Origin of the sequence: Klebsiella sp. 141251 (assembly GCF_050600725.1) — a bacterium.
GTDB classification, from domain to species: domain Bacteria; phylum Pseudomonadota; class Gammaproteobacteria; order Enterobacterales; family Enterobacteriaceae; genus Klebsiella; species Klebsiella aerogenes.
In genome coordinates this window covers 214,208-229,567 of record NZ_JAQIRG010000002.1, presented here as the reverse complement: position 1 = coordinate 229,567, position 15,360 = coordinate 214,208, and the positions used below count along the sequence as shown (strand labels likewise).

Sequence of the window (15,360 nt, the reverse complement as noted above, 5' to 3'; positions counted from 1 at the left end):
CCAAGCTTAGTGGCTTCCGTTAAGACGATATATGATACATACTCTGCAATTATTGATTATTCGTCCGAAAAAAAGATGAGCCTGCAAACGTTAGATCTGACCAGCGAGCTGTTACAGGGCATGCGGCTGTCGGGAGTGAAATACCGACGGATTGAAACCTCTCGTCCTTTTGGCGTGGAGTTTAATTCGGTTCCTGGCAAAGCGCAGTTTCATTTTGTCAGCCGCGGCCCGCTGCTGCTACAAATGAGCAACGGCAAACAGTTCTCGCTTGAGAGCGGCGATGCGGTGTTTATTCCCAATAGCGATGCGCATGCTCTGCTCTCAGATAGCAAAGCCACGCGGGTTAATGTGATGGAGCTCGACAGCAAACCGGTCTGCGGGACGGTTTCCTGCGTCAAAAACGCGGGCTGCGTTAATACTGAAGAAAATGCGGTTGTCTTCAGCGCCTGTATGGATTTTGAATTAGGCGGAATGCAGCCGCTGGTTCGGGCCATGCCGGAGGTGATGCTGGTGAGTAGCCTGTTAAACGCCCGCCCGGAAATCCAGCCGCTGCTGGCGGCAATGGAGCGTGAATCCCTGACGCGTCAGGTGGGCTATGCCGGCATTCTGGCACGTCTCGCCGACGTCGTCGCGGCGCTGATCGTCCGCGCCTGGGTGGAATGCGGCTGCGGTAACGCCACCGGCTGGGTACAGGTACTGCGCGACCCGAAGCTATCGCGCGCGATATACGCTATGCATCAGCAGCCCGGCGTCAACTGGAAGGTAGAAGACTTAGCCCGCGAATCCGGCCTGTCGCGTTCGGTATTCGCCGAACGTTTTCTCACCGCCACCGGTACCACGCCGGCCCGCTACCTGACGGAATTACGCATGCGCCTGGCGGTGCAGTACATCAGCCACGAAGGCGAAGCGCTGGAAAAAGTCGCCTTCCGCCTCGGCTACAACTCGCTCGCCGCGTTTAGCCGCGCTTTTAAACGCATTACCGGCAAAGCGCCGGGAGCGCTGCGCAATGGGGTCAATGAACATGCGGTAACCTGATAAGCGTTACTTCTTCTGCCAGTTGGCCCACGGGCCAGCGTCGGCAGAGGCGGTAGATTTGTCGATAAGCCCTTCCAGCGAATCGAGATAAAAGTTTTCGACTTCTTTACGCGCCCACGGCGTGCGGCGCAGAAATTTCAGGCTCGACTTAATGCTCGGATCGCTTTTGAAACAGTTGATTTTGATATGTCGGGCCAGTTCATCCCAGCCATATCTGGCCACAAGGTCAGTGAGTAACGCTTCGAGCGTCACGCCGTGAAGCGGATCTTTTGACGTGTGCATTGTCTTTCCTGCATGAAAAATTTCGCTCACCATACGGACCGCGGCGGCATCATGCAACATCCCGCTACTTTTTTACATCACGCCCTCGCGGTTTCCTCTCTCCTTATCCGTTTTTCGCAAAAGCACTGAACCCACCGCGGTCATAAATTAGAAAAGAACGTTATTGGTCGAAAAAATTGCGCTAAGGCAAGCTGAGCTCATCTACCCGACAGAGGAAATCATCATGCGCCGTTGTTGTTGCCGAACCCAGAATCACTCAATAGCCAATGACCCGTACCCCGTTTTCGGAGAACACAATGAACGCCACGACTTTGCCGATTCTCGATCTGGCCCGCTATAGCAATCCTGCTGAAAAGGCCGGTTTTCTTGCCGACCTCCGCCAGGCCGCTCGCGATATTGGTTTCTTTTATCTTATTAATCACGGCGTGGACGCCGGATTGCAAACTGAAGTTCAACGCCAGGCGCGACGCTTTTTTGCCCTTGATGATAGCGAAAAGCAGCAGGTGGCGATGATTCACTCCCCCCATTTTCGCGGCTATAACCGCGCAGCTTCCGAGCTCACTCGCGGCCAGCCGGACTGGCGCGAACAGTTTGATATCGGCGCTGAACGCCCGGCTTTAACTCTCGCCGAAAACGCGCCACGTTGGCAGCGCCTGCAGGGACCGAATTTATGGCCCGCCGCGCTACCGTCGCTGAAACCCACTCTGCTGGGCTGGCAGCAGGCGATGACCGGCGTCGGGATGACCTTGCTGCGCGCGTTTGCCGAAGCGCTACAGTTGCCTGCCGACGCCTTTGACGCGCTGTATGGCGATAAACCGAATGAACATATCAAACTGATTCGTTACCCCGGACAGCGTGAAACGAAAAGCGCCCAAGGCGTCGGCGCGCATAAAGATTCCGGATTCTTAAGCTTCCTGTTACAGGACGAGCAAAAAGGACTGCAGGTGGAAGTCGCGCCGGACCGCTGGATCGATGCCACGCCGCTGGCGGGCAGCTTTGTGGTAAATATCGGCGAGCTGCTTGAGCTGGCGACTAACGGTTATCTGCGCGCCACCGTTCATCGCGTGGTCTCGCCGCCGGCAGAACAGGAACGTCTCTCTATCGCCTTCTTTCTTGGCGCGCAGCTCGATGCCGTGGTGCCGGTGTACCGCCTGCCCGCCCATCTGGCGCAGGAAGCGCTCGGCCCGGATAGCGATCCGCAAAATCCGCTGCTGCGGGATGTTGGCTGGAATTACCTCAAAGGGCGGCTGCGTTCCCACCCGGACGTCGCCGAACGTTATTACCAGGATGTTTTTCGCGAACGTACTGAGCAACTGATCGTTTAATTTAATAAGGATAACAACATGAAATATGCCGCATTCAAACTGGCAGGGGTCGCTTTATCTCTTTCTCTGGCATGGACATCCGCCCAGGCCGCCGCGCTGCGCGTTGCCGCTGACCCGGTGCCGCACGCTGAGATCCTCAATTACATCAAAAAAATCGATCCCAGCCTCGATATCAAAGTGGTCGAACTCACCAGCGGCGTCAACGCCAACGAACTGCTGGCGAATGGCGATGTTGATGCCAACTACTTCCAGCACGTTCCCTATTTGAAGGACCAGGAAAAAGCGCTGGGTAAGACTTTTGCCGTCGCTGCCACAGTGCATATTGAACCGCTGGGTATTTATTCCCGTAAGCACAAAGACTTTAATTCCGTTCCGGAAAACGGGACCGTCGCGGTGCCGAACAACACCACCAATCTCAGTCGCGCCTTGTTCCTGCTGCAAAGCCAGGGATTAATCAAACTCGGCGCTAAATTCACCAACCCGGCGACCACGTTAGCCACCCCGAAAGACATCGTGGAAAACCCCAAGCATCTGAAGATCCTCGAAATTGAATCACCGCAGATCCCGCGTTCATTAGACGATGTCGATTTAGCGGTCATTAACGGCAACTACGCGCTGGAGGCGGGACTGGTACCGGCGAAAGATGCGTTAGGACTGGAGAGCGCGAACAACAACCCCTACGCCAATATCCTGGTGACGACGCCGCAGTTGGCTAATGACCCACGCATTAAAGCGCTGGCCAAAGATCTCACCTCACCGCAGGTTGCCGAGTTTATTCGCAAAAACTATAACGGCTCGGTTATCCCGGTAGCGCCGCAATCATGATTGAGGTCGTCGGGCTGAGTAAAACCTATGCCGGAACAGGCCGACCGGCGTTGAACGACGTGTCGCTGCAGATCCCGAAAGGCGCGATTTATGGCATTCTCGGGCGCAGCGGCGCAGGCAAAAGCACGCTGATCCGCTGTCTCAATTTACTCGAACGGCCCTCTACGGGCCGGATTGTGGTGAACGGACAGGATATCACTCAGTTAGACAAAGCCGGTTTACGTCAGCACCGTCTGCGCACCGGAATGATCTTCCAGCACTTCAACCTGCTGCATGCCCGCAACGTGGCTGACAACGTCGCGGTACCGCTGGAAATCGCCGGTGTCGACAAACGTGCGCGCCGCGAACGCGTGCTCGAGTTGCTGGAGTTGGTTGGACTGGCGGATAAAGCAACCGCCTTTCCATCCCAGCTTTCCGGCGGTCAAAAGCAGCGCGTCGGCATCGCCCGCGCGCTGGCGGCCGGCCCGGATGTGCTGCTATGCGATGAAGCAACCAGCGCCCTCGATCCGGAAACCACCGCCTCGGTGCTGGCGTTACTGGCCGATATCAATCAGCGGCTCAATCTGACTATCGTGCTTATTACCCATGAGCTGGAAGTCGTCAAAACGCTGTGCGATCACGCGGCGCTGCTGGAGCATGGCGAAGTCATCGAGAGCGGGAAAATCGCCGATCTGCTGGTGGCGCCGTGGTCCAGATTACGTCAGTCGTTACTGCATAATCCGCAGGCGGAGCAAGATTTCCTTGCCCGCCACGGCTTTCACGGGAGGCCTTTATGCGTAGTCGCATGAGCTGGGAAGATTTATGGCCCTTATTATGGGAAGGCAGCCTTGAAACCCTCTATATGGTGGGGCTGGCGGCGCTGTTTACCATCTTAATCGGCCTGCCGGTCGGCGTGTTACTGTTTGTCTCCCGGCGCAACGGCCTGGCGCCGATGCCGAAACTGAATGCGCTGCTGGGGGCGATTATCAATTTTGGCCGATCGCTGCCGTTTATTGTACTGCTCATTGCGCTGATCCCCTTCACCCGTTTGATTATCGGCACCACCTTGGGCAGCACCGCGGCCGTCGTGCCGATTACTATCGGCGCTTTTCCGTTTTTCGCGCGGCTGACCGAAAACGCGCTGGATGAAGTGGATTACGGGCGCATTGAAGCCATTCTGTCGATGGGCGGTAATCTGTGGCACGTTATCTTTAAATCGCTGCTGCCGGAGGCGCTACCGACCCTGCTTGCCGGGATCACCCTGACTATCGTGATGCTGATTGGCTTTTCATCGATGGCGGGCGTCATTGGCGGCGGCGGGCTTGGAGACCTGGCGATTCGCTACGGTTATCAGCGTTTTAACGATCAGGTGATGGTCGGTACGGTACTGATTCTGGTGGTGATGGTTCAGGGCGTACAAATGATCGGCGACAGGCTGGTACGACAGCTTGCCCATCGCCGCTAAGTTCTCATTCGCAGGCGGCTACTGCAGGCCGCCTTCTACCACCAGAACCCTGACCAGGTCTGCCGCCGGCATTTCGCGGATCATCGCCACCCCTTGTCCCGCCCAGTGCGCGCCGAAACCATGATCGCCCTGCGCCTTTGCTGCCGTCGCCAGCGCTTTTCCGGCGTCATAAGCGAGCGGATAGGCGGGAATGTCCCGTTCATTGAATGAAGCCACCATTTCACTCCAGCTATTTTTAACGCAGCGTGCTGGCCGACCAGAAATAGCCGCCGTCAAAAAGGTGACAACGTCACTATTTTGCGTGAGCGCCTGTCGATATCCACTATCTATACCCGCTTCCGGGCACAATAAAAATGCGGTTCCCAGCTGAACGCCCGACGCGCCGAGCTGCATCAGGCTGGCTATCGCCGCCCCATGCATAATGCCGCCGGCGGCGACAATGGGTAAATCGACAGCCTGCTTTAGAGCCTGAAGCAGAGTGAAGGTGCTCATTTGACGATCGTCGCCGTGTGGGTCAAAAATCCCCCGATGGCCACCGGCCTCATACCCTTGCGCAATAACGACATCAATACCCGCTTGCGCAATTAATCGCGCTTCCGCGACGCAGGTGGCGGACGCCATCGTCACCGTTCCCTGTTGCTGGAAGCGGCGAATAACCTCCGAAGACGGCACGCCAAAATGAAAACTCACCACCGCCGGCTTCTCTTCAAGCAACATATCGAGCATGGATTGATGTTGATGGAAGCTCTGATAAATCTCGTTAAGCTGTTTCGGCGGCGTGCCATGATAACGGGCAAACGCCGGAGCCAACCGCGCCAGCCACTGCGCTTCCTGAACGGCATCGCGGCGCGACGGCGTATGACAGAAAAGGTTGACGTTAAAGGGACGTTCGGTGAGCTTCCGGGTTTGTTCAATAAGCGCCTGCGCCAGCGTAACCGTCGACGCGCCGAGTCCCAGCGAACCCAATCCCCCGGCATTGCTTACCGCCGCAGCCAGGGCCGGCGTCGACACGCCCGCCATCGGCGCCTGAATAATCGGGTAACGAATATTAAGCAATTGCATTAAATGTTGATTCATTGACGATCCTGCGCAATTTGCGATGTGAGACATTAACCATCTCTTTTTAAGATGATAAGATCAAATGCATTGTCATATTGAGAAGAAAAATATGAACCACACCACATTACTGATCTTTAAACTGGTGGCCGAAACGCAAAGCGTCACTCAGGCGGCGAAACAACTTGGTCGCGCGCAATCCAATATCACCACGCGCATTCAGCAGCTTGAAGAGGAGCTGGAAGTAGAGCTTTTCGTGCGCGGAAACAAGAAGATGCTGCTTTCACCCGCCGGACAAAACTTTCTCAGCTACGCGCGGCGAATTTTAAGCCTTGCCGAAGAGGCCAAACTGGCGCTGCACCCGGCACGGCCCGCGGGGACGTTAAAACTCGGCGCGATGGAAGCCTGCGCCGCCAGCCGCCTGCCGGCCATATTGCCTTTGTTTCAGCAACGCTGTCCGGACGCAGACCTGACATTGCGTACCATGCCCACCCGTCAGCTGACTGAACTGGTCGAAAACGCAACGCTGGACTGCGCGCTGGTTTCACTGCCGGCCGGTCCTGACGGCAGCCTTCAATGCCCACAAACGCTTGAATATCTACCGCTTTTCATCGAACAGCTGGTCCTGATCGCCCCTGTTGATGGGCGCGACTACCGCTTTGCCGCCTTCCCGGCAGGATGTTCCTACCGCCAGCGCGGCATCGAATATCTGCAGCAGACGGGAACGCACGTGGACATCGTCGATGTCAGCTCCTATCACGCGATGATGGCCAACGTCGCCACCGGTCGCTACGCCTGTTTGCTCCCGGAAAGCGTCCTGGCCCTGCTCACGCTGCCCGCAGGCTGCCAGACGCAATACGTGACCCAGGCCTCCACCCAGCTTATCTGGCGCCGCGGGTATGTGTCGCCTATTCTCGACGCCCTGCGCCAGTTATTGCTGACGCCGGCCACAGGCAACCAGCCCGGCGGCTCCCAGCAACACGCCGCTGGCCGTCAATAGTGAAGGATTAAACGATCCCGTCAGGCTGTATAACCCATCGGCGACCAGCGGCCCGATTATCTGCCCGACGCCGTAAGTCGCCGTGAGCGCAGCAATCATATTAAATTTTACCGCCTGATTTAGCCGCTTGCCCTCTGACAAGGCAATGGTTACCGTCCCAAGGAAGGTCGCCCCAACCAGCAGCGCGCTCAACAGACAAAAGGTGAATGAGTGGCTCCATGCCGGTAAGGCCACGCCGAAGGCCTGAATAACGAGATTGCTACAAAATGCCCGCTGATAGCCAATTTTTAGTACAAGTTGGTGCCAGATAAAACAGGAAGGTACCGCCGCGAGACCAAATACCGCCCACAGGTGCACCGGGTCGATACCCGATAGCGCGCTGTGCAAAAACAGCGGCAAATAGGTCGCGGTGATGATGTAGCCGAAACCCGCGAGGCCATAAATCAGCAGCAATTTTACCGCATCGCCCGTGCGCCCATTGTCGCTCGGCATCGCTGTTGCGGGCCCGCGGTGTAACGCCAGCAGCGAATCCGCCGGGCTTAATAATCCGCGCAAGGCGCATAAAAACAGCACCGTCGCCGTGATGGCGCACAGTAGCCAGATTTGCTGACTGCTAAACGCCAGCGCTTTACCGGCGGCAATAAACTCCGCCGACAAAAAGATCCCCATCCCGACACCGGCAAACAGTACCGGCGCGCCGTTATGATGTTTCATATGCTGCAGTAGCCATAACGAGGCGGAGATAAGCGTTACCGCACTGAGTACCCCGGCCAACCCGCGCAGGATAATGATAGCCAGCGGCGAACGCAGCCAGGCCAGTAGCGCCAGACAAATTAGCGTCAGAATGACCGAGACAATATTCATTCTGGTCGCCTGCTCCGGCTTTGCCTTCGCCAGCAACAATGCTCCCAGCAGGTATCCGGCATAATTAGCGGAGGCGGCCAGATTACCCTGACGCAGCGTCAGGATCTGATCGCTTAACATCACCGGCAGGATCCCGGTGAAGGCGAAGCGGCCGTAACCCATACCAATCATTAATACCGTCGCCCCTGCCAGCGCTAATAAGAAAGCGTTTATCTGCGGCCTCATTTGTCGCATCTCCGTTACCCCTTGCACAATTAATCTCGAAAAGAGAATATTATTTAATTTTAATTCTCTTTTTATTATGAAATAGCATAATGCGACGAGCAAGTCGTCGCGCTAAGGCAAAGAGTAAAAGCACCAACCGCAAGATACTTCGATTAGAGACGAAGGATGGTTGTCAGGAGCAAATGGTCGTTAAACGCCGTACTCGATAATGGGCCGCATTATCTTCAGCGCGGCGCTCAGTTTATCGAGACTCGGTGACGCCAGCGCCAGACGTAAAGCATGCGGCACATCACGGCCGACGCTGTACGGTTCGGCGGTGGAAATAGCGATATTCATGGTTAGCAGCTGTTTCACGACGCGATCGGCGCGGATCTCCTCGCCCAACGGCAGCCAAAGGAACCAGGCATTTTCATTGCCAATCATTGGTAAGCCAGCCAACGCCTGACGGGCGATGACCTGCCGCCGCCGCGCATCTGCGCGCATTATAGTTTCGAGCCGGGCCAGCGTCCCATCCTGGATCCAGCCGCAGACCAGCGCCGTCGTTAAGGCCGGCGTATTCCAGCTGGTAGCGCGGATCGTCCGCTCTATCGCCGGCATTAACGCCTCGCGGCATACCACCATGCCAACCCGTAAACCGGTGGCGATGTTTTTTGAAAAACCGCACACATAGACCGTACGCTCAGGCGCCAGAGACATCAGCGAAGGCGGCGCGTTTTCAATCAACCATGCATAGGCGGCATCCTCAATGATGAACAAATCGAACTGGCGGGCAATATCAACCAGTTGACTACGCTGCGCCAGATTCATTACCCAGCCGAGAGGGTTATGCAGCGTCGGCATGGTGTAAATCGCTTTTACCCGCCGTTTTTCACACAGGCTGCGAAGCATATCGAGATCCGGCCCTTGTGTTGTGTGCGGGATAGCAACCAGTTCAAGTTGATAGAGCCTGGCGAGGGCGCGAAATCCCGGATAGGTCAATGCATCTGCCGCAACCACATCGCCGGGACGCAGCAGGCCGCCGAGCGTGACCGCCAGCCCATGCTGAGCGCCGTTAACGATAGCGACCTGCCCGGCGCTGGCCGCAATACCCTGTCTGTTAAGATGCTGGGCCACTATTTCCCGTTCGCTCATGCGTCCGGCGTGCGGTTGATAGCGTAACAACGCCTCCAGATCGCCCGCGCCAGACAGCTTTTTTAATGCCTCGCGCAGGAGAACGGTTTGTTCCGGCAATGCCGGAGAGTTGAAATTAAGATCGATCATATCCGGGGCAATGGCGTGCTGATCGACACCCAGCCCCGGCGGCAAGCTCAGTTCACGCACAAAAGTGCCGCGTCCCGTTTCACCGCTGACCAGCCCCATTAACGCCAGTTCACTGTAGACCCGCGTCGCGGTAGCCAGAGAAATTCCGTGTTCAACGACCAATTGCCGATGGGTCGGCAGTTGGCTGCCAGCCGCCAGCGCACCGCTGCGGATTGCTGCCGCATAGCGATCAACCAGAGATTTATAGCGGTTTTTCATCGTCATTGTATCCATGACAATTATTTGATTGTCATGAATTGTGCGACCTACTATCGACCCGGTCAACCACCTTAACTATCACTACAAAGAGGTCTCACGTGCACAACCGTCGCGCTTCCACTTCCATATCCGGTTGGATAAACGGCTTTATCGGCGTCGCTATTTTTAGCGGCTCGCTACCCGCCACCCGCATCGCCGTGCAGGAATTCGATCCTTTTTTCCTGACTTTCTGTCGTGGTGCGATTGCCGGGGTGCTTGCGCTGGGCCTGATCTGGCTTTTACGCCTGCCACGCCCGCAAGCGGGACGATGGCGTTCACTGGCGCTGGTTGCCGGCGGCGTGGTCATCGGCTTTCCGCTGCTGACGGCGCTGGCGCTACAGCGGGTGACATCCGCACACTCAATTGTTTTTATTGGGTTATTGCCGCTGGCGACGGCGATTTTCGCGGTGATCCGCGGTGGTGAGAGACCGCGCCCTGCCTTTTGGGGATTCTCGCTGCTGGGCAGCGTGCTGGTGGCCAGTTTCGCGCTGGCCGGTAATGTCGGGATCTCCGTCGCGGGCGATCTGCTAATGCTGGCGGCGGTAGTGGTCTGCGGATTGGGTTATGCCGAGGGGGGGCGCCTCACCCGAGAGCTTGGCGGGCTGGCGGTCATCTGTTGGGCGCTGCTCCTCTCCCTGCCCCTGATGTTGATAGCCTGCGGCTTAACGCTTCCCATCAGCCTCAGGGGTATCAGTGCGTCTGCATGGACGGCGCTGGCCTATGTCTCGTTATTCAGCATGCTGGTAGGCTTTATCTTCTGGTATCGGGGACTGGCAATCGGCGGTATTGCGGCGGTCGGTCAACTCCAGCTATTGCAGCCCTTTTTCGGCCTGGCGCTGGCGGCGCTGCTCCTTCATGAAGCAGTGAGCCCGTTGATGGTAGTCGTCACGCTTGGCATCATTTTCTGCGTGATCGGTTCGAAGCGCTTTGCCCGTTAAAATAGTCGGCAGCCTGATTTGAGGCGCGCTCCTCTCTCAGGCTGTCTTATATCAATTAAACTGTGGCGCAACCGAATGGCCGCAGGCGCTGTTAGCATCAATGGTGTCGTTCATGCAGGTTTGCGAATCAAGGCCCTGACCCGGCGCCATCCCCGAGGATGATGAGGAACCTCCTGAACAGGCGGATGCTGCAAAAACAATGAGCAATATAAGTAATTTTTTCATCGCGATGACCTCCGGGAAGCAAATAGATTGCCGTGCTCCATCCTAAGACTGGCCACTCATCCATTTCCCTTTCAAACTCAGGTATCACTCTAAAAAATAATATGGGCGTTATTTATCATCTGTATAGCTATATTATCGGTCATTTTGCCAATAAATGAACCGAGCGTTGGCATAAAATGCTCGCCCGCTCGCCGGAGTCGCCGCGCTTGCGCTATGCTTATCCTCCCTTTCGTTTTAAACACTTAGCGTTATGACCACTTCTGTTAGCACCACTCAGCTTAACCTGCGTATTATTTCCATCGTGGTTTTCACCTGTATCTGCTATCTCTCCATCGGCCTGCCGCTGGCGGTGCTTCCCGGCTACATCCACTATCAGCTCGGGTACAGTACGCTAATCGCCGGAGTCGTTATCAGCCTGCAGTACATTTCAACGCTCGTAAGTCGACCTCACGCTGGCCGCTATACCGATATCTGGGGGCCGAAAAAGGTCGTTAGCCTCGGCATCATCTGCTGCATGTTAAGCGGACTCTTCACCCTCGCGGCGGTGATGTTGCAAGCTATACCGCTTCTCGCCGTCAGCGCCCTGTTGATTGGCCGGATTTTCCTCGGCGTGGGAGAAAGCTTTACCGCCACCGGGGCGACGTTATGGGGCATTAAAACCGTTGGCGCGATTCACACCTCGCGGGTGATTTCATGGAATGGCGTCGCGACCTACGTGGCAATGGCCGTCGGCGCGCCGCTGGGGGTGATGCTCAATAGCTATTTTGGCATCAGCGGGTTTGCCGTAGTGGTAGTGCTGGTTGCGCTAATTGGCCTGCTCTTTGCCCGCACGCGACAGGATGTCAGCGTAACCGCCGGAGTGAGAGCGCCATTCCATGTGGTAGTGCGCAGGATCTGGCCCTACGGGCTGGGGCTGGCGCTGGGTACCGTCGGCTTTGGCGTCATCGCCACCTTTATCACCCTCTATTTTTCGGCTCACCACTGGCAAGGCGCTGCATTCACGCTCTCTCTCTTTAGCATCGGTTTTATTTGTATACGCCTGATCCTTGGCAACACCATTACCCGCTACGGCGGCGTGCCGGTGTCGCTTGTCTGCTTCGTAGTGGAGTGTCTTGGATTATTGATTATCTGGCAGGCGCCGTCGGCGTGGGTCGCCGGTATTGGCGCATTCCTCACCGGTTCTGGTTTCTCGCTGGTCTTCCCGGCGCTGGGAGTCGAGGCGGTGAAACAGGTAGAAGAACAAAACCAGGGCACGGCGCTGGGCACCTATTCAGCCTTTCTCGATTTGGCGCTGGGTTTGACCGGCCCGGTTGCCGGTTGGGTGGCGGGTTATTATGCGCTCGATACGCTGTATCTGCTGGCTGCGGTGGTCGTCGCCATGGCGTTTATCCTGCTGCTTCGGGTTCGTCTGCAACAGACCAGGTCGAACGTATGATGTATGCCGATTAATCATGATACTGGTAACAATTTAATCAATAATTGACGACGCTTTAATATCCGTGCCACCATTCCGCGAGCATCCAGTCCTGGATGCCGGGCGGTACGGGTGCAGTGATAGAGGTCGTCAACAAAACGATCCCCCCGTGACCTGGCTCCATTCGACTCGTCGTCTGATGCGGCGAGCGGCTTACCCTGGCGGGAAATACCGACATGCATCAAAGTTTCAACCAGCGCGTCCATTTTTACTACTGCATTCTGGTCGCGCTGAAAATCCACGTAAAAACGAAGAAATCGGGCGGAGCGAGAAGGAAAAATAATTTTCTTCTCAAATGGTTACGCAAGGCGCAGGACAACAACATTTTTCATCCGGATATCACCAGCGAAATCGAATGGCTGCGTGGCAAAATCATCCAGGCGGGACACGATACTGACCTTGAGCCGATGCTGGAATTTGTCTATGCCACCGCCCGGCGCGCCGAAATGCTCAAAGATGCCGACTAACCCTTATTAAGCTAGTTGCAAAATATCGCCGGTGGCCGGTGCCTGTGCGCCGGCGAGCCACAGTTTTCCCCAAGCGCCGGTACAGTGACAGGCCATAATTTTCTCCACCTGCAGCTGCTGTAAGTAACTCCTGACCTGCCAGACCCTGGCGACAGATGCGGCGCGCAGGTGTAGCCCACCGATCAACGCGTGGACCCGCTCAATGCCGGTGATATTCTGACAATGCCGCACGATGTTCTCTACTCCGCGATGTCCGCAGCCGCAGATGATGACCAGACCGTGGTCGGAGAGATAAATAAGGACGCCTTCATCGACGATATAATCAGGCGTCAACGGCGTACTGGCTAAAACGCCAAAGGATTGCGGACGGTTTACCACGATTTCGCCGGACCACAACAGACGTTCGCTGATGGCAAACGGCTGCCGGTAGCATTCCATGCGAAAGCGGGAATAGTCGAGCTCAAGCGAAAGTTTTTTGATTTTGCGTACGTGCCGGCCAAGGCTGATAGCGGCATAGCGCGGTTGGGCAAGACGTGGATGACAGATAATTCGACTCTCATCCGGCAGCCAGGGGACGCCGCCGCAATGATCGTAGTGGCCGTGTGATAATACCGTCGCGGTCAAATTCCCCAGTTTAATCCCCATCCGCTGCGCATTCTCAAGAAAACTGCCATCCGGGCCGGTATCAAACAGCACTTTACTGGTTTCATCTTCAATGAGCAGGCTGAGCCCGGCTTTGGCTATCAACGCCGGGTCGGCGTGCGCCGCAAGGCGATTTTCCAGTAATACCCTGATGGTTAAGGCCATTATATCATTCATCCCTGTTATATATGCACGACCAGTGTAACGAAGAAACCCTGCAATCTGTGTGATGAGCGCCGCACCCTTCACCCCCAAAAAAGTGACACCGTCACTAAAAAACAGCTTCACAACCGCGCTACGTCCTCTATGCTGATGAACGCGGAACATTAATCTGAGGTCGACTATGGCAGACTGGAATCCCTCGCTGTATCTGAAATTTGCTGATGAGCGTACCCGACCGGCGGCTGAGCTCACGGCGCGTATTGCGCAACAGCCGGTAAAGCTGGCAGTCGATCTGGGCTGCGGCCCCGGTAACAGCACTGCCTTGCTGTGTGCAACCTGGCCTGAAGCACGAATTATCGGCGTTGATAATTCCGTCGCCATGCTGGAACAGGCGACGCAAGCGCTTCCCGATTGCGAATTCGTTACGGCGAATATCGAAAACTGGTATTCCGCAGAGCGGGTTGACCTGATTTATGCCAATGCCTCTTTGCAATGGCTCACAGACCATCAAACGCTGTTACCTCGGCTGGCCGGTCAGTTAAGCGATGGCGGCGTTCTGGCGGTTCAGATGCCGGATAACTGGCAAGAGCCCTCTCATACTCTGATGCGTCAGGTTGCTGAAGAACTGGGATTTCCGGAAAGCGGCCGACAGCCGCTCCCCAGCGTTCAGCAGTATTACGACATGCTGACCCACAGCGGCTGCGAGGTAGACATCTGGCGCACTACCTATTATCACCCTCTGGAATCGCACCAGGCGATCGTTGACTGGCTGCAGGCGACCGGTCTGCGCCCGTATCTGCAAAATCTTGATGAAGCAGAAAAGAAGGTGTTTTTAGAGCGTTATCTGACGCTGTTACAGCAACACTATCCGTTACAGTGTAACGGAAAGGTGCTGTTATTGTTCCCGCGGCTGTTTATTGTCGCGCGACGCCTGGTTAACGCCTCGTCGCCAGTTCGACCTCAACGTTAAGCGCATTCAGTTGATTTACCACGCTGCTGCTCAGCCCGTCATCGCTGATGATGACATCAAGTTCGCTCAGCGGCAGGATCAGGTAATTCGCCATTTTTCCGTATTTTGATGAATCGCTTAGCAGGATGCATTTTTCACTCACCTTCGCGACGGTCTGTTTCACGATGGCTTTATTTTCGTTAGGCGTCGACAGACCGCGTAAATTCCACGATGACGCTGAAATAAACGCGACATCGATAAACAGATTCTCTAACATTTTCGCCGTCAGGTGGCCAACGGCTGACTGATTTTCACGACATAGACGCCCGCCGGTATGAATCAATTCACACTGCCCGCGTTCAATCATCAAATTGGCAATGGCAAAATCATTGGTGACGATCAGCAAATCCTTGCGCTCAACCAGGTTTTCAGCCAACGCCAGCGTCGTGGTCCCGGCATCCAGATAGACGGTGCTATTCGCCGGAATATGCTTAAGCGCCGCCAGGCCAATAGCTTCCTTTTCCTGTGGGAACATCAGAGTCTTATCGCGATGCGAAGGTTCATTCAGCAAGCGGGTTCGTTGCGGCAGGGCCACGCCCCCTGATACGCTGGCCAGCACGTTAAGCTGCTCCAGGCGCTGAATATCGCGCCGGATCGTCATATGCGACACGCCCAGCGCCTCGACCAGTTCGACGACGCTGACCACCCCTTTGTCTTTAATGATTTCCACTATCTTCTCTTGTCTTTCCAACGGCAGCATCGATTTCTCCTGATGGTGTCTCGTCATCTCATATTTTCACATTTTATCACATTCAGATGGGCTGTACATCGGATTGACAGCGCCACACAATGTGAAAAATAGATAATAAATGTTATTTAATGTGATCACC

16 protein-coding genes are annotated in these 15,360 nt (G+C 55.8%); 10 read left to right on the top strand and 6 right to left on the bottom strand.

Features of this window, described 5'->3' with window-relative positions; genetic code table 11:
* Positions 1-75 precede the first annotated feature (75 nt).
* On the top strand, positions 76-1,035 hold the full coding sequence (locus PGR09_RS05645) for an AraC family transcriptional regulator (RefSeq protein WP_430915885.1): 960 nt from the start codon (positions 76-78) through the stop codon (positions 1,033-1,035).
* Positions 1,036-1,041: 6 nt separating this feature from the next.
* Here the strand turns inward: PGR09_RS05645 and PGR09_RS05640 are convergent, their stop codons facing one another.
* Entirely contained in the window at positions 1,042-1,317 is a 276-nt protein-coding gene (locus PGR09_RS05640; protein WP_047048980.1) for a VF530 family DNA-binding protein, read from the bottom strand.
* 296 nt (positions 1,318-1,613) lie between these two features.
* On the opposite strand from PGR09_RS05640, the gene PGR09_RS05635 reads away from it, so the two are divergent.
* The 4 genes from PGR09_RS05635 to PGR09_RS05620 are packed head-to-tail and all read left to right on the top strand — an operon-like array spanning position 1,614 to position 4,911.
* Positions 1,614-2,642 carry an isopenicillin N synthase family dioxygenase gene (locus PGR09_RS05635; RefSeq protein WP_289576312.1) on the top strand — a complete coding sequence of 343 codons (1,029 nt, stop codon included), beginning with the start codon at positions 1,614-1,616 and terminating at the stop codon, positions 2,640-2,642.
* An 18-nt stretch (positions 2,643-2,660) separates the two neighbouring features.
* On the top strand, positions 2,661-3,467 hold the full coding sequence (locus PGR09_RS05630; RefSeq protein ID WP_015366692.1) for a MetQ/NlpA family ABC transporter substrate-binding protein: 807 nt from the start codon (positions 2,661-2,663) through the stop codon (positions 3,465-3,467).
* On the top strand, positions 3,464-4,255 hold the full coding sequence (locus PGR09_RS05625; protein ID WP_213292570.1) for a methionine ABC transporter ATP-binding protein: 792 nt from the start codon (positions 3,464-3,466) through the stop codon (positions 4,253-4,255). Before PGR09_RS05630 ends, PGR09_RS05625 begins: the two co-directional genes overlap by 4 nt.
* The gene (locus tag PGR09_RS05620) at positions 4,252-4,911 is read left to right on the top strand and encodes a methionine ABC transporter permease (RefSeq protein WP_161798788.1); all 660 of its coding nucleotides are present in this window, start codon (positions 4,252-4,254) and stop codon (positions 4,909-4,911) included. Before PGR09_RS05625 ends, PGR09_RS05620 begins: the two co-directional genes overlap by 4 nt.
* A gap of 18 nt (positions 4,912-4,929) precedes the next feature.
* Here PGR09_RS05620 and PGR09_RS05615 read toward each other — a convergent pair whose 3' ends face one another.
* Positions 4,930-5,988, bottom strand: a complete 1,059-nt coding sequence (locus PGR09_RS05615) for an NAD(P)H-dependent flavin oxidoreductase (RefSeq protein WP_430915884.1) — start codon at positions 5,986-5,988, stop codon at positions 4,930-4,932.
* A 91-nt stretch (positions 5,989-6,079) separates the two neighbouring features.
* Between PGR09_RS05615 and PGR09_RS05610 the strand changes: the two genes are divergently transcribed.
* A complete protein-coding gene (locus PGR09_RS05610) occupies positions 6,080-6,967 on the top strand; it encodes a LysR family transcriptional regulator (RefSeq protein ID WP_430915882.1) in 888 nt (295 codons plus the stop codon).
* Here PGR09_RS05610 and PGR09_RS05605 read toward each other — a convergent pair.
* Positions 6,899-8,065: a YbfB/YjiJ family MFS transporter gene (locus tag PGR09_RS05605; RefSeq protein ID WP_430915881.1), complete on the bottom strand. Its 1,167-nt coding sequence runs from the start codon at positions 8,063-8,065 to the stop codon at positions 6,899-6,901. The two genes, PGR09_RS05610 and PGR09_RS05605, sit on opposite strands and share 69 nt — an antisense overlap.
* Positions 8,066-8,245: 180 nt before the next feature.
* On the bottom strand, positions 8,246-9,574 hold the full coding sequence (locus PGR09_RS05600; protein WP_430915880.1) for a PLP-dependent aminotransferase family protein: 1,329 nt from the start codon (positions 9,572-9,574) through the stop codon (positions 8,246-8,248).
* Between the two features lie 98 nt (positions 9,575-9,672).
* On the opposite strand from PGR09_RS05600, the gene PGR09_RS05595 reads away from it, so the two are divergent.
* From PGR09_RS05595 to PGR09_RS05585, 3 genes are all read left to right on the top strand, one after another.
* Positions 9,673-10,551, top strand: coding sequence for a DMT family transporter (locus PGR09_RS05595; protein ID WP_430915879.1), 879 nt, complete (start codon positions 9,673-9,675; stop codon positions 10,549-10,551).
* Positions 10,552-11,026: 475 nt separating this feature from the next.
* Positions 11,027-12,211, top strand: a complete 1,185-nt coding sequence (locus PGR09_RS05590) for an MFS transporter (protein ID WP_430915878.1) — start codon at positions 11,027-11,029, stop codon at positions 12,209-12,211.
* 215 nt (positions 12,212-12,426) lie between these two features.
* On the top strand, positions 12,427-12,717 hold the full coding sequence (locus PGR09_RS05585; RefSeq protein ID WP_430915877.1) for a hypothetical protein: 291 nt from the start codon (positions 12,427-12,429) through the stop codon (positions 12,715-12,717).
* A gap of 6 nt (positions 12,718-12,723) precedes the next feature.
* Here PGR09_RS05585 and PGR09_RS05580 read toward each other — a convergent pair whose 3' ends face one another.
* The gene (locus PGR09_RS05580; protein WP_315710362.1) at positions 12,724-13,524 is read right to left on the bottom strand and encodes an MBL fold metallo-hydrolase; all 801 of its coding nucleotides are present in this window, start codon (positions 13,522-13,524) and stop codon (positions 12,724-12,726) included.
* A 178-nt stretch (positions 13,525-13,702) separates the two neighbouring features.
* Between PGR09_RS05580 and tam the strand changes: the two genes are divergently transcribed.
* Positions 13,703-14,491, top strand: coding sequence for a trans-aconitate 2-methyltransferase (gene tam, locus PGR09_RS05575; RefSeq protein WP_316422249.1), 789 nt, complete (start codon positions 13,703-13,705; stop codon positions 14,489-14,491).
* On the opposite strand, the gene PGR09_RS05570 is transcribed toward tam, so the two are convergent.
* Positions 14,457-15,230, bottom strand: a complete 774-nt coding sequence (locus tag PGR09_RS05570) for a DeoR family transcriptional regulator (protein ID WP_430916008.1) — start codon at positions 15,228-15,230, stop codon at positions 14,457-14,459. The two genes, tam and PGR09_RS05570, sit on opposite strands and share 35 nt — an antisense overlap.
* Positions 15,231-15,360 lie beyond the last annotated feature (130 nt).

What these genes read in the sequence shown, in the direction of transcription:
- PGR09_RS05640 (WP_047048980.1), bottom strand. Translation starts at nt 1,317, where the DNA reads ATGCACACGTCAAAAGATCCGCTTCACGGCGTGACGCTCGAAGCGTTA.
- PGR09_RS05610 (WP_430915882.1), top strand. Translation starts at nt 6,080, where the DNA reads ATGAACCACACCACATTACTGATCTTTAAACTGGTGGCCGAAACGCAA.
- PGR09_RS05630 (WP_015366692.1), top strand. Translation starts at nt 2,661, where the DNA reads ATGAAATATGCCGCATTCAAACTGGCAGGGGTCGCTTTATCTCTTTCT.
- PGR09_RS05570 (WP_430916008.1), bottom strand. Translation starts at nt 15,230, where the DNA reads ATGCTGCCGTTGGAAAGACAAGAGAAGATAGTGGAAATCATTAAAGAC.
- PGR09_RS05620 (WP_161798788.1), top strand. Translation starts at nt 4,252, where the DNA reads ATGAGCTGGGAAGATTTATGGCCCTTATTATGGGAAGGCAGCCTTGAA.
- PGR09_RS05580 (WP_315710362.1), bottom strand. Translation starts at nt 13,524, where the DNA reads ATGGCCTTAACCATCAGGGTATTACTGGAAAATCGCCTTGCGGCGCAC.
- PGR09_RS05625 (WP_213292570.1), top strand. Translation starts at nt 3,464, where the DNA reads ATGATTGAGGTCGTCGGGCTGAGTAAAACCTATGCCGGAACAGGCCGA.
- PGR09_RS05635 (WP_289576312.1), top strand. Translation starts at nt 1,614, where the DNA reads ATGAACGCCACGACTTTGCCGATTCTCGATCTGGCCCGCTATAGCAAT.
- PGR09_RS05605 (WP_430915881.1), bottom strand. Translation starts at nt 8,065, where the DNA reads ATGCGACAAATGAGGCCGCAGATAAACGCTTTCTTATTAGCGCTGGCA.
- PGR09_RS05590 (WP_430915878.1), top strand. Translation starts at nt 11,027, where the DNA reads ATGACCACTTCTGTTAGCACCACTCAGCTTAACCTGCGTATTATTTCC.
- PGR09_RS05585 (WP_430915877.1), top strand. Translation starts at nt 12,427, where the DNA reads ATGCATCAAAGTTTCAACCAGCGCGTCCATTTTTACTACTGCATTCTG.
- PGR09_RS05600 (WP_430915880.1), bottom strand. Translation starts at nt 9,574, where the DNA reads ATGAAAAACCGCTATAAATCTCTGGTTGATCGCTATGCGGCAGCAATC.
- PGR09_RS05645 (WP_430915885.1), top strand. Translation starts at nt 76, where the DNA reads ATGAGCCTGCAAACGTTAGATCTGACCAGCGAGCTGTTACAGGGCATG.
- PGR09_RS05615 (WP_430915884.1), bottom strand. Translation starts at nt 5,988, where the DNA reads ATGAATCAACATTTAATGCAATTGCTTAATATTCGTTACCCGATTATT.
- tam (WP_316422249.1), top strand. Translation starts at nt 13,703, where the DNA reads ATGGCAGACTGGAATCCCTCGCTGTATCTGAAATTTGCTGATGAGCGT.